The sequence below is a fragment of the Acinetobacter sp. LT1 genome (assembly GCF_059800965.1).
The window spans coordinates 158,010-170,338 of record NZ_JBBAXE010000008.1; the positions used below are offsets into that span (position 1 = coordinate 158,010).

12 protein-coding genes are annotated in these 12,329 nt (G+C 39.3%); 6 read left to right on the forward strand and 6 right to left on the reverse strand.

Annotation, left to right across the window (positions count from 1 at the left end; genetic code table 11):
• Positions 1–3: 3 nt before the first annotated feature.
• The 3 genes from WBW42_RS10120 to WBW42_RS10130 all read left to right on the forward strand — a co-directional run bounded on the left by WBW42_RS10120 (position 4) and on the right by WBW42_RS10130 (position 3,217).
• Positions 4–1,062 (forward strand): alkene reductase, encoded by a 1,059-nt coding sequence (locus tag WBW42_RS10120; RefSeq protein WP_032057086.1) that lies wholly within the window; start codon positions 4–6, stop codon positions 1,060–1,062.
• 158 nt (positions 1,063–1,220) lie between these two features.
• Complete coding sequence (locus tag WBW42_RS10125; protein ID WP_032057085.1) at positions 1,221–2,513, forward strand: 3-deoxy-D-manno-octulosonic acid transferase; 1,293 nt, start codon at positions 1,221–1,223, stop codon at positions 2,511–2,513.
• Positions 2,510–3,217, forward strand: coding sequence for a 16S rRNA (uracil(1498)-N(3))-methyltransferase (locus WBW42_RS10130; RefSeq protein ID WP_014207920.1), 708 nt, complete (start codon positions 2,510–2,512; stop codon positions 3,215–3,217). Before WBW42_RS10125 ends, WBW42_RS10130 begins: the two co-directional genes overlap by 4 nt.
• Here the strand turns inward: WBW42_RS10130 and WBW42_RS10135 are convergent.
• On the reverse strand, positions 3,197–4,177 hold the full coding sequence (locus tag WBW42_RS10135) for a mechanosensitive ion channel family protein (RefSeq protein ID WP_005078641.1): 981 nt from the start codon (positions 4,175–4,177) through the stop codon (positions 3,197–3,199). The genes WBW42_RS10130 and WBW42_RS10135 overlap by 21 nt on opposite strands.
• A gap of 113 nt (positions 4,178–4,290) precedes the next feature.
• The gene (locus tag WBW42_RS10140; RefSeq protein WP_032057084.1) at positions 4,291–4,866 is read right to left on the reverse strand and encodes a DUF805 domain-containing protein; all 576 of its coding nucleotides are present in this window, start codon (positions 4,864–4,866) and stop codon (positions 4,291–4,293) included.
• Positions 4,867–5,160: 294 nt separating this feature from the next.
• On the opposite strand from WBW42_RS10140, the gene acs reads away from it, so the two are divergent.
• Positions 5,161–7,110 (forward strand): acetate--CoA ligase, encoded by a 1,950-nt coding sequence (gene acs, locus WBW42_RS10145; RefSeq protein ID WP_032057083.1) that lies wholly within the window; start codon positions 5,161–5,163, stop codon positions 7,108–7,110.
• Positions 7,111–7,151: 41 nt separating this feature from the next.
• On the opposite strand, the gene WBW42_RS10150 is transcribed toward acs, so the two are convergent.
• Positions 7,152–7,694 carry a cysteine hydrolase family protein gene (locus tag WBW42_RS10150; RefSeq protein WP_032057082.1) on the reverse strand — a complete coding sequence of 181 codons (543 nt, stop codon included), beginning with the start codon at positions 7,692–7,694 and terminating at the stop codon, positions 7,152–7,154.
• Positions 7,695–7,799: 105 nt separating this feature from the next.
• On the opposite strand from WBW42_RS10150, the gene WBW42_RS10155 reads away from it, so the two are divergent.
• Positions 7,800–8,213, forward strand: a complete 414-nt coding sequence (locus tag WBW42_RS10155) for an Lrp/AsnC family transcriptional regulator (RefSeq protein WP_014207916.1) — start codon at positions 7,800–7,802, stop codon at positions 8,211–8,213.
• A 94-nt stretch (positions 8,214–8,307) separates the two neighbouring features.
• On the opposite strand, the gene sfnG is transcribed toward WBW42_RS10155, so the two are convergent.
• Together sfnG and msuE are read right to left on the reverse strand one after the other, a co-directional pair.
• Entirely contained in the window at positions 8,308–9,420 is a 1,113-nt protein-coding gene (gene sfnG / locus WBW42_RS10160) for a dimethylsulfone monooxygenase SfnG (protein WP_032057080.1), read from the reverse strand.
• A gap of 44 nt (positions 9,421–9,464) precedes the next feature.
• Complete coding sequence (gene msuE / locus WBW42_RS10165; protein ID WP_005066848.1) at positions 9,465–10,202, reverse strand: FMN reductase; 738 nt, start codon at positions 10,200–10,202, stop codon at positions 9,465–9,467.
• A gap of 376 nt (positions 10,203–10,578) precedes the next feature.
• Between msuE and WBW42_RS10170 the strand changes: the two genes are divergently transcribed.
• A complete protein-coding gene (locus tag WBW42_RS10170; RefSeq protein WP_002122041.1) occupies positions 10,579–11,229 on the forward strand; it encodes a response regulator in 651 nt (216 codons plus the stop codon).
• Between the two features lie 43 nt (positions 11,230–11,272).
• On the opposite strand, the gene WBW42_RS10175 is transcribed toward WBW42_RS10170, so the two are convergent.
• On the reverse strand, positions 11,273–12,040 hold the full coding sequence (locus WBW42_RS10175; RefSeq protein WP_017387555.1) for a hypothetical protein: 768 nt from the start codon (positions 12,038–12,040) through the stop codon (positions 11,273–11,275).
• Positions 12,041–12,329: the final 289 nt, after the last annotated feature.

Consider the following 12,329-nt stretch of genomic DNA (forward strand, 5'->3'; position numbering starts at 1 on the left):
ATTATGGCTGAACTCAATACTCCTTTAACGGTTGGTGATTTTGAAATCAAAAATCGATTGGTAATGGCTCCATTAACGCGTGCGCGTAGTGGTGTAAGCCGAGTGCCTAATGATTTAATGGTTGAATACTATCAACAACGTGCAAATGCTGGTCTAATTTTGACCGAAGCAACAGTAATTGGTTCAAAAACTGTGGGTTACGCAGACACCCCAGGATTATGGTCACAAGAGCAGGCACAAGCTTGGAATAAAATTATTGAGGCAGTTCATGCTCAAGGTTCAAAAATTGTAGCTCAACTTTGGCATGTAGGCCGTATTTCGCATCCTGAACTTTTAGATGGTGATATTCCTGTTGCACCAAGTGCAATTCAACCTGCGGGTGAAGTGAGTTTATTACGTCCTAAACGTCCCTATGTAACACCGCGTGCACTTTCAATTGAAGAGATTCAAGAAGTTATTGCTCAATACAAACATTCAGCAGAACTGGCTAAAGCAGCAGGTTTTGATGGTGTTGAATTACACGCAGCGAACGGTTACTTAATTGACCAGTTCCTTCAAAGTAATACCAACCAACGTGATGATGAATACGGTGGTCCTGTTGAAAATCGCGCACGTTTATTATTAGAAGTCGTTGATGCATTTATTGAAGTGTGGGGCGCAGGCCGAGTAGGTGTTCATATTGCACCGCGTGGTGATTCACACGATATGGGAGATGAAAACCCATTAGCAACTTTTGGTTATGTAGTTGAACAACTTAACCAACGTAATGTTGCTTTCATTTTCTCTCGTGAATATGAAGCTGCTGATAGTATTAGTCCTAAACTTCGCGAAAAATTTAATGGTGTATGGATTGCCAATGAGAACCTAACACCAGAATCAGCAAAACGTATCTTGCGTGAAGGTCAGGCAGATGCTGTATCTTTTGGTAAGGCATATATTGCTAACCCAGATCTTTTACAGCGTTTAGAGCAAGATTTGCCACTAAACGAACTTCAAGCAACGACTTTATATGCGAAAGGTGCTGAAGGTTATACAGACTATCCAACACTAGAAGCTTCATAAGATTCTTTGAAATGATGTTTTGCTGACTTCGTCCATTTCTGAATTCAGTAAATCGCTTTTCTTGTAATGGTAGAGTTTAGGTATCGAAACTCTGCCATTTTTTCTATCTATGTTATATTTTCCCCAGTTTTAAACTTTGACTATTTGAGGCAAACCGCTTGGCGACCCCTTTTTGGTACAACACCGCACTCCATTTATTAAAACCTTTTTACCAATGGCGGATAAAAAGACGTGCAGAAAGCCAGGAATTATATAATCAGGAATGTCTTGAAAGATTTGGGCCGTTTGAGTCTCCGAAAACTGTAAGAGCAATTTGGTTCCACGCTGTTTCGGTTGGAGAAACCAATGCTGCGCAGCCTTTAATCGAGCATTATCTTAAACTCGGTCAACCTGTATTAGTTACTAATACAACAAAGACGGGGCAGGCGCGTGCCAAATCATTATTTTTAAAAGCACCTTATTTAGATCTATTTCAAGCAGTTTATTTGCCTGTTGATCAAAAGCATCTTTTAAAACAATTTTTTGAGTTATATCAGCCAAAGCTTTTAGCATTGGTTGAGACTGAGCTTTGGCCAAATTTAATTGATCAAGCCAAGCTACAGCAGGTTCCTTGTTTATTATTAAATGCGCGATTATCAGAAAAATCAGCGAAAGGTTATAGTCGCGTTTCAGGTCTAACGGCAGGAATGCTGAAACAAATTGACTGGGTGTTGGCACAAGATAATGCAACTCGACAACGTTATGTAGAACTTGGTTTAGATCAACAAAAAAGTCAGGTAGTTGGAAATATTAAGTTTGATATCCATGCACCTGAGGCTTTTATAAATCAGGCTGAGCAATTACAACAACAATGGTATTTGGGACAGCGTAAAGTCCTAACAATTGCCAGTACACATGCGCCAGAAGAACAACAAATTTTGCAGGCACTTGCACCTTATCTAAAGTCAGATCCAGATTTAGTTTGTATTGTCGTGCCTCGACATCCTGAACGTTTTGATGAAGTATTTGAAATTTGTCAGAACTTAGATCTAATCACTCATCGTAGAAGTATGAATCATAGTATTCACGCCAGTACACAGGTTTATCTGGCGGATAGTATGGGTGAGCTTTGGCTATGGTATGCCTTAAGTCAGGTGTGTTTTGTGGGGGGATCACTTAATGAACCAGGTGGTGGGCATAATATTTTAGAGCCTATGGTTTTAAATGTACCGACCGTAATTGGACCTCGTTACTTTAATTTCCAAACCATTGTTGATGAATTTATTGATGAAAATGGGGTGCTCATTGCTCAAGACGCTGAGCAAGTTGTAGCAATCTGGATGGCATGTTTAGCCGAGCCTGAAGAAGCAAAGCAGGTGGTAGAGCAGGCGCATAAAGTCTTACAACGTAACCAAGGTTCATTACAAAAGCATATTGGTGTAATTAACCGGTATTTGGCCGAAAAACCATGAATATCGTTTTACTAGAACCTGATGATGTTCAGTCAGATTTATGGTTAATCCGTTCAAAACGCCAATTGCAGCATTTACGTGAACATCTTGATATTACGGTGGGCCAAAATCTAAAAGTTGGTGTTCGTAATGGTGCACGCTATACCACTGAAATTGTTTCGATGAATGAGCAAGAAGTTTGTATACGGCCTATCACTGAAGAAGTTGTACCTGCAAAACTTCCAGTACATTTAATCGTAGCGTTACCAAGGCCCAAAGTTTTACGCCGTTTAATTATGGATAGTGTGACTCTAGGTGTTGAAAGAATTAGTTTGATTCATAGTTACCGCGTAGATAAAAGCTATTGGCAAACTCCATTTTTACAACAACTTGATAACTATGTGACTTTAGGGCTTGAGCAAGCAGGCGACACCATTGCTCCTGAAATTCAATTATATAAACGCTTTAAACCTTTTGTTGAAGATGTTCTACCAAACTTAATTTCAAAGGAAAGTCCCGCCTATGTGGCTCATCCGTATGCCGAGCAGAGCATGCCAGTTAATATTCCGCATGCGTGCAGTGTAGTCGTTGGACCCGAAGGCGGCTTTATTCCCTATGAAATTGATTTGCTCACAAAAAACGGCTGCCAAGCTGTGAGCTTAGGCAACCGTATTTTAAGAACTGAAACGTCTATTTCTTATATTTTAGGTCGTCTCTTTAGTTGATGTTTCTGGGTTTAAAAGTGGCTGATTTGAAGCCATTTTTAATTCCTGAATTGGGTAAGGAATATTAATTCCGTTCTCATTGAAAGCTTGTTTTACTTGAGCTTGAATTGTGCTTGTAGATGAGGACATATCAGTTTCAGTAGTATCAACCCACCAACGTACAGTCAGGTTAACCGAGAAATCTGCTAAAGCTGTAACGTTAACCGAGAAAGCTGGTTGACTGAGTACATTTCGGTCATTATTAAGAATATCTAAAATAATCTGTTTAGCTTTTTGTTCATCGTCGTCATATCCAATGCCGACTACAAACTCACAACGTCGCTGCTGATAAGCCGTATTTACAGTTAAAGCGCTCGTATAAACAGTGGCATTTGGAATAACAATGCGACGGCCATCTGGCGAGCGTAAGAATGTTGCACGAATTTGGATATCTTCAACAGTTCCTTCAAGTGAATTGACCACGATTGAATCGCCAATACGGAACGGTTCGCTCAATAAAATTAAAATACCTGAAAGCAAGTTTTGGAAAATATCTTTAAATGCAAAACCAATTGCAACCGAACCGATCCCTAACGCGCTCATGAGTTGCCCCGGGGTAAAACCTGGGATCATGATGACAAGTGCAATTAAGAATCCAAAAAATAAAATTGTCGTACTTCCTACACGGTTTAGAACCAACACTAGGTTTTGGCGCGTATAAGAACGATTTTCTAAGGTTTTACGAACAAAGAACTTAAATAATTTGGTGAGTAGCCAAAAAATAATAAAAACGATAATCGCAATACAAATATAAGGCACACGTTCCCAGAAGCTATCCACGATTTTATCAATAGTGGTATAGGCATCATGATACTTTTCGGTATGGGCTAAAACCGTTTGAGTGGTTTTAGTACCTGCTTCTTGCAAAAGTTCGCCTGTATTTTTTGCAACATCCGTTAAGGATTTTTGTTCATCAGCCACAACAAGTCTCTATTTTAAAAAATTATGAAAGCGATGATCGGCCTTCATTATAGTAGGAGATAAAATGTGCGCCTACTATAATGAGTTCATCTGAATAATAAAGTGTTTTTTAATTAAAAGTATTCCGTTCCTTTTTGTAAGATTTGTGACGGGGTTTGAATAGTATCGGTACCAGAGAAGTAGTAAAAAAAGCCTGCGGTAGAAATAAGGCTAATTAAAATAGCCAATAAAATAAACCAAGCCATTAACTTTTCTATGAACGTTGATGGTCGAGATGGACCATATTGATTTGGACCTGCTGTACCTGAGGCAAGTAGTAAATAAATCATAAAAAAGAACTGAACAACTGGAATGAATAGTAGTAATCCCATCCAACCACTTTTATTTAGATCATGCAAACGTCGCACGACGAGAACAACATTTAAATAAATCAGGAATAGCCAAAAAGCCCATACCACCAAAGCACTGAGGCCAGAAAGAGAGCTATAAAACTCAAAATTAAATAAATTACTTGAAAGCTGAAAACTTCCAAGAAAGGAGGCCAGAATAAAATAACCCACGATTGTGACTAAATAAATCAGTCCATATCCACCTAAATAACTCATACGGTTAAAACGGCCATGAATTGAAAAAGGGCTATCTTTTAAAGGCAGCTGTGGTGGGCGTGAGGAAGTTGTTTGGGCAAACATATTATTTTATTCCTAGGTTGCATATGAGAGACAAAATAATCTTTGTTGATGATCAAAACCATCAAATATTGAAAAAATTATAAAAGTAAAAGCTATAGACAAATGTTTTAAATCAACTTAATTTTATAAAAATGTTCATAATTTCGTATGCTTGAGTAAGTGGTTAATATATGACCAAAGTCGCATTGTCTAGGCTTTGAATGAGTCATCATACTGCAAAGGCATGCAAATAAGATCCAGTAAAATAATAGCCACAGTCTCGAGATGGGATGCACAAGATCAAGGAAGTTGCGTATGAATGAGATCTATCCAGTACCAGAGGAATTTAAAAAAACAGCTCGTACTGTTGAAGCAGACTACTTTAAACGTTATCAACACTCTATCGAGAACCCAGATGAATTCTGGGCAGAGCAAGCTAAAATTGTCGATTGGATAAAGCCATTTACCCAAGTTAAAAATACTAGTTTTGACAAAGACAATTTTAAAATTGAATGGTTTGCTGATGGTGAGTTGAACGTGTCAGCAAACTGCCTAGACAGGCATCTTAAAGAACATCCACATAAACCTGCAATTATTTGGGAAGGTGACCATCCTTCTCGTCATAAGATTGTCTCTTATAAAGAATTACACGACGAAGTCTGCCGTTTTGCCAACGTTTTAAAGAAATATGGCATTGGTAAAGGTGACCGCGTTGTACTGTATATGCCGATGGTCACTGAGGGTGCAATTGCCATGTTAGCCTGTGCCCGTATTGGTGCTGTTCACTGTGTAGTGTTTGGTGGGTTCTCGCCAGACTCTTTAGCGAGTCGTATTGAAGATAGCCAAGCGAAACTGGTGATTACCGCAGACTCAAGTCTACGTGCCGGAAAACTATTACCACTCAAAGAAAATGTTGATTTGGCTTTAGCGTTGCCGGGTACTGAGTGTGTTGAAAATGTGATCGTGGTTTACCGTAATGCAAACCCGATTGAAATGAAGCCTGGTCGTGATTTGTGGTATCACCTCATTATTATGGAGGTTGATGCAAACTGTCCTCCAGAGCCGATGAAGGCAGAAGACCCTTTATTTATTCTTTATACATCGGGCTCGACAGGTAAACCGAAAGGTGTGTTGCATACGACAGGCGGTTACTTAGTTTATGTAACCAGTACCTTTAAAGAGGTCTTCGATTTAAAACAAGATGATGTGTATTGGTGTACAGCCGATATCGGTTGGATTACAGGGCATAGTTATTTGATTTATGGACCGCTAGCAAATGGTACCACGACCTTAATGTTTGAAGGCGTGCCTCAATACCCAACATGGGCACGTCTTGGTCACGTAGTCGATAAACATAAAGTTTCTATCTTATATACAGCTCCAACCGCAATTCGCGCCATGATGCGAGAGGGTGATTCATTTGTACGCGAAAGTAACCGTAGCAGCTTGCGTTTACTCGGTTCGGTCGGTGAACCTATTAACCCTGAAGCTTGGAATTGGTACTACAATGTTGTTGGTGAAGGCCGCTGCCCGATTGTTGATACATGGTGGCAAACCGAAACAGGCGGTATTTTGATTGCTCCATTGCCGGGTGCAACAGCTTTAAAACCAGGTTCAGCAACACGTCCATTATTTGGGATTCAACCCGCCATTGTGGATGGTGAAGGTAATGAGCTAGAAGGTGCGGTTGAAGGTAACCTTGTGATTAAAGATTCATGGCCAGGCCAGATGCGTACTATTTGGGGTGATCCGGACCGCTTTATTGAAGCTTATTTCTCGACCTTTAAAAATACTTATTTTACAGGCGATGGTGCTCGCCGTGATGAAGATGGGTATTACTGGATCACAGGTCGTGTTGACGACGTCTTAAACGTTTCAGGTCATCGTCTAGGTACTGCTGAAATTGAAAGTGCTTTGGTTTCGCATGAATCTGTAGCAGAAGCAGCAGTGGTGGGTATGCCACATGAGATTAAAGGACAAGGTATTTGTACTTTCGTGACCTTACAGGCAGGTGTTGCAGAATCGGAAGAGCTGCGTAAAGAGTTAATCAACTGGGTACGTAAAGTGCTTGGACCTGTGGCCTCACCTGATGCATTACATTGGGCACCAGCGTTACCTAAAACGCGTTCGGGTAAAATCATGCGCCGTATTTTAAGAAAAATTGCAGCGAATGAGCTAGATAGTTTAGGTGATACTTCAACCTTGGCTGAGCCTGCAGTGGTAGATCAGTTAATTACAACGGTTTATCCTGATAAGCAGAACTAATTTTAAAAAAGCCCCATCTGGGGCTTTTTTATTGCTTTCTACTAAGAGCTTGCTAAAAAGTCAGCAGTATTTTCTACATTTGCAAATGTACTCAGCGCAGTTAAAAAAGCAGTTTGTACGTCTTCAGCTTTTACAATTTTTCTATCATGGCTTAAATCGCGAGTTGCGGTTGCATCTGCAATTAAGATGGGTTGATAGCCAAGTTCTTTGGCTGCACGAGTCCCTGAATCAATACACATATGCGTCATCATGCCTGTAATCACGAGTTGTTCAATTTGATGTGTTTTTAAAAGCTCATCTAAATTGGTTTCTAAAAAACTGTTTGGATAATGCTTTGTCACGATTAATGAATCACTGCCAGCACTGAGTTCAGGATGAAGTAAAACCCCATCTGTATTTTCTTGGAAGAAACTCGCTTGTGGCGGGTTAATATGCTGCACATAAATGATGAGCAAGTTTTTCTCGTTAAAATATTGTTCGAGTTGTTTTATTTTTTCTAGCGCTTGCTCTGGCCCAACCAATTCCATTTTGCCATTTTTAAAATAATCATTTTGTACATCGATAACTAATAGAGCTTGTTTCATGAGGTCACTCTTGTTGATATGAGATAAAACAAGATTATTCTCTGCTTGAAAAATCGGCTATAGTCAGATGAAAGCATTACCGCCAGTTTTCTTTCACCATGAAAAATGAATATTGAATTAGACCCGATTGATCTAAAAATTATTGCATTACTCAAACAAGATTCTCGTCTGACAAATAAAGACATTGGGCAGCGCGTCCATCGAACAGGACAGGCGGTGGGTGCTCGAATTGCTCAGTTAATGGATGCAGGTGTTATCAAAAACTACACCATTGCCGTGCAATATTCGCATAAGCAATTTATTCACTTGCATTTAAATGAACAACGCGCATTTGAAGAGATTGAAAATTTGGTTAAGCAATATGAACAAATCGATGAATGCTTTAAAGTCATGGGCAATGCTTGCTATATGATTGTCAGCCATTTTGAACCCGCTGCCTTAAATGAATTTATCGAGAAACTTTCAAAATGGTGCCGTTACTCAGTTGAAACTGTGATTCGAGAAGTCGAGAAATCCTAAAAAATAAAGGCTCCAAGCCGAGTCTTGGAGCCAATAAATTCTTTATTTTTAATTTATTGTTTTTATTATCTTGCGCTGTTTTAACTGGGGTTTTTTAGGCTGATTTAGCTTGGATTTCTACCTCCTTCTCCTGTTGAAGTTCTAACTGACGAACGAGCGGCAGAACTTTTTCTCCGAAATATTCCACCTCTTCAATAAAGTGTAAAAATCCGGAAAGAATCAAATCAACACCTACATTTTTGAGTGCCACAATACGCTCTGCAATTTGCTGCGGCGTACCAATTAAATTGGTTTTAAAGCCATCGTTGTATTGCACTAAGTCTTCAAAACTTGATTTTGCCCAGTTACCTTGTTGCTCTGGTGAAGCAGCACCTGCTTCACGTGTAGCATCTCCAAATGCATTTACGGCTTCAGTGTTGGCTTTATCAATAATTTCTTGAAGTACTGCTTTTGCTTCTTCTTCGGTATCTCTGGCAATGATGAATGCATTTACCCCAATTTTGACATGATGGTTATTGGCTTTTGCTTTAGTGCGAATATCTTCGACTTGTTTTTGAATTTCTTCTACCGTATTACCGTTAGTGAAATACCAGTCAGATACGCGAGACGCCATGTCACGTGCAGCACGTGAACTGCCACCTTGGAAAACTTCGATATAAGGCTTTTGCAAAGGTTTTGGTTTAAGCGTGTAGTTTTGGAACTGGTAGTATTTACCATTGAAACTATAGTTGTCGGTGGTCCAGATTCCTTTTAGCGTGCGAATAAATTCTTCGGAGCGAACATAACGTTCATCATGCTCAGGCCACTCTTCACCAATGGCATCAAACTCACCTCTGAACCAGCCACTCACTACGTTAATCGCAATACGGCCTTCAGTTAGATAATCAATCGTTGCAAGTTGTTTTGCCGCCAACGCGGGTTTCCAGGGGCCGGGGAGAATCGCCGCAATGACTTTCAGTTTTTCAGTTTTTGCTAGTAATGCATGACTAAAACTTACCGATTCATGTTGGTTTTCTGCCCCGTACCCAGCCGTAAAACGAATTTGGGTGAGCGCATATTCAAAACCATTGTTTTCGGCAGCCTGTGCAAGTCGAACATTGTAGTCATAACTCCAGTATGTACGCTGTTCGATGTTACTCACTACAAGGCCACCGCTTACGTTTGGTACCCAATAAGCAAATTTAATTGGTTGTTGTAATTGCGTCATGGTTCGCTCTCCCCATTCGTTCTTTTTATTTAGGCATATTGCGCTTAGGCAACATGCGTTAATGATTTGCCAGACTTGTGATGCAAACGAGATTCTGCCGCATCAAGGTCTGGTACAGCCGCTGAAGGTAATACTTCTTCTTGTTCAATTTGCTTGTTAATACCAAGCTCTTGATTTGCTTGCTGTGATTTAGATTTAACCACTTCAGCACGTTTACCTTTCGCTGGCGCCCATTCTAAAATTGGTAATGCGCGTGCCACTGCTAACGTAATACGATCTGATAATTGCTCGCTTTTCACCGTATATTCAGGAGTAAAGTCACGATCGGTCGCATATACGCCAATTGGTAAAGTTTGTGCTTGGAAGAAACTGAATAATGGACGTAGTTGATGTTCAAGTACGAGTGCATGACGATCACTACCACCCGATGCGGCTAAAAGTACTGGTACATCGACCAACGCAGTTTGTTCAACAAAATCGAAGAAATGTTTGAAAAGACCTGTAAAAGAAGCACGGTAAACGGGTGTACCTACAATTAAAGCATCTGCTGCTTCAACTGCTGCAAGGTCATCTTGTACGCGTTGTGGAAGTTGGTTGCGATAAAATGCGCCGCCTAATAAAGGCCCGATTTCGCTTAATTTAATAAAGTGAACTTTAATATCGATTGCTTCTGATAATTCATCAAGAATGGCTTGAACCAGACTTTCCGTTTTAGATGGGGTATTTAAGCCACCAGAAACAGCAACGATATTTAAAGGTTTTGGTGATGTGATACCAGTCATAATTTGGTTCCTAAGCCTAAAACAAGAGATTGGACTTATTAATCAACAACGACGGTAAACTGTAAAATAACGAAATTGGTCAACCTTATCAGTTTTAAATATAAAAGATAAATAGTGGATTTTTACACTTTGTTTTTTTATTAAGTTGCTGTTTTTATTTTATATAATTATAGGTGATATATTTTTTATAATAAAAAGGAAGCTTATATAAAAAACAGATTAATTTTGATTAAAAGTTAAAAAACATCTGAAAATCTTGGCTAAGTTCTGCATTTATCAACATTTTGCATAAAAATGGATAAGATGAACGTATCTTTCATCTAAATAGTAGGGTTACAATAGGCCATACTTATGCTCAAGATTACTTTAATCGCTTATGAATATTTTAATCGTTGATGATCATCCTTTGTTTCGTCATGCTTTAATTCAAGCAGTACGTTATAGCCTGCCACAGGCACAAATTCATGAAACAGCCTCGGTTGATGAGTTTTATGAGCGTTTGGAAAATGGGGCAGAACCTGATCTAGTATTACTCGATTTAAATTTACCGGGTGCTTCAGGCTTTTCGGCTCTGGTTTATGTAAGAGCACAGTATCCATCTATTCCGATTATTGTTGTTTCTGCACATGAAGAAACTTCAATCATTCAGCGTGCAATCGCTCATGGTGCGATGGGTTATATTCCTAAGTCGGCTCATCCAAGTCATATTGGCGAAGCGATTCGTCAAGTCTTAGAAGGTGATATCTGGTTGCCACCGAACTTGCCATCTAATCTAAACCTTGACCCAAGAGCAGCAGATGAAACTGCTTTAGCTGAACGTATTCAATCGTTAACACCTCAGCAATTCCGTGTGTTGATGATGGTTGCGGAAGGTTTGTTAAATAAACAAATCGCATATGAGCTCGATGTTTCGGAAGCAACGATTAAAGCTCACGTAACGGCTATCTTTAGAAAATTAGGTGTGCAAAACCGTACACAAGCCGTATTGGCCATTAGCGCATTAAATATTGAAGATAAGAAAATCTAAAAAGAAAAAAGACCTCGATTGAGGTCTTTTTTATGTGTGCCACTTAAGCAAGGCAATCTTGCTTTGGTGTTAGGCTGTCGCAGTACAAAGGATTGAGTGCACATTGCAAATCATCAATTTGATCTTGAGTTACATAACCTTTCATTTTTAAATATTCAGCTACGCGGTCATCGCGTAGGCTTAAGAAGGCTGCATCATAAACGCCTAAATCAACAAACAAAGCAGCTGTTTCTAGACTGTTGAAGCGATCAAGGAAAATGTCATTGCCATACATTAAGAAGATATGGTCGAGTTTTGCTTTTTCATCAACATGGAGTCGTTCAGCAAGTTGATCTGGATGCGTTTTAATAAAGAGTAAATCCGATAATTCATCAAACTGAGTCATATCTAACTGATTCTCGCCGAGTTTGACATGACCAAGCCAAGCTTTGAAAACGAGTACAGCACCGCCACGGAGTAGCATGCTCCAGATTTGATGACGTGTGTCGTGGTCAAGATTTTCACTTTCAGCGCTAAGAACTTTTAAAAAGTTTTCTTCTTGTTGTGCCAATTTATCAAATAAACCTAAACCTTGGGGATGATAAGCCGCAGGTGCAAATACATCAAAATTTAGATCATGAAATACATTAAGTGCGAGGGGAACTGCACATTGATAAATTGTATTTAACGCTTTGATGTTTGCTTCATTGAGCTTGCTGTGAGGGAAAATACTTTGCCAATCTAGTTCAGGAAGTAAAGCATTGGCACTGTATTGGCGATAAAACTGTTGAGACGAAAGTTGGCCTTGTGGGCTGTTATCAGAAATATTCATGGCAATTGTCCTTTGCATTAATTCGTGAGCAGGGGTGCTTAATATGGAAATGGGTTATAAAAATGACTGTACATTTAAGAAATAGGTTTTGAATATTTATGTGTCAGGAAGAATGCAAGTAGAATACGACTAAAGTCTTATGTGGTTATTTTTGGCTAATTATAATTTTAAAAAACAGCAAGTTATGAAATTGTAACTAAGTGTACAAGTGTTCACTTACAAAAAAGGTGAGCTTTGCCATAGAAAAAGAGTCATTGGAAATTTTGGTCAATGATTTACTGGGTAAAAG

What these genes read in the sequence shown, in the direction of transcription:
- WBW42_RS10120 (WP_032057086.1), top strand. Translation starts at nt 4, where the DNA reads ATGGCTGAACTCAATACTCCTTTAACGGTTGGTGATTTTGAAATCAAA.
- WBW42_RS10140 (WP_032057084.1), bottom strand. Translation starts at nt 4,866, where the DNA reads ATGTTTGCCCAAACAACTTCCTCACGCCCACCACAGCTGCCTTTAAAA.
- WBW42_RS10155 (WP_014207916.1), top strand. Translation starts at nt 7,800, where the DNA reads ATGAATATTGAATTAGACCCGATTGATCTAAAAATTATTGCATTACTC.
- sfnG (WP_032057080.1), bottom strand. Translation starts at nt 9,420, where the DNA reads ATGACGCAATTACAACAACCAATTAAATTTGCTTATTGGGTACCAAAC.
- WBW42_RS10175 (WP_017387555.1), bottom strand. Translation starts at nt 12,040, where the DNA reads ATGAATATTTCTGATAACAGCCCACAAGGCCAACTTTCGTCTCAACAG.
- acs (WP_032057083.1), top strand. Translation starts at nt 5,161, where the DNA reads ATGAATGAGATCTATCCAGTACCAGAGGAATTTAAAAAAACAGCTCGT.
- WBW42_RS10150 (WP_032057082.1), bottom strand. Translation starts at nt 7,694, where the DNA reads ATGAAACAAGCTCTATTAGTTATCGATGTACAAAATGATTATTTTAAA.
- WBW42_RS10130 (WP_014207920.1), top strand. Translation starts at nt 2,510, where the DNA reads ATGAATATCGTTTTACTAGAACCTGATGATGTTCAGTCAGATTTATGG.
- WBW42_RS10170 (WP_002122041.1), top strand. Translation starts at nt 10,579, where the DNA reads ATGAATATTTTAATCGTTGATGATCATCCTTTGTTTCGTCATGCTTTA.
- msuE (WP_005066848.1), bottom strand. Translation starts at nt 10,202, where the DNA reads ATGACTGGTATCACATCACCAAAACCTTTAAATATCGTTGCTGTTTCT.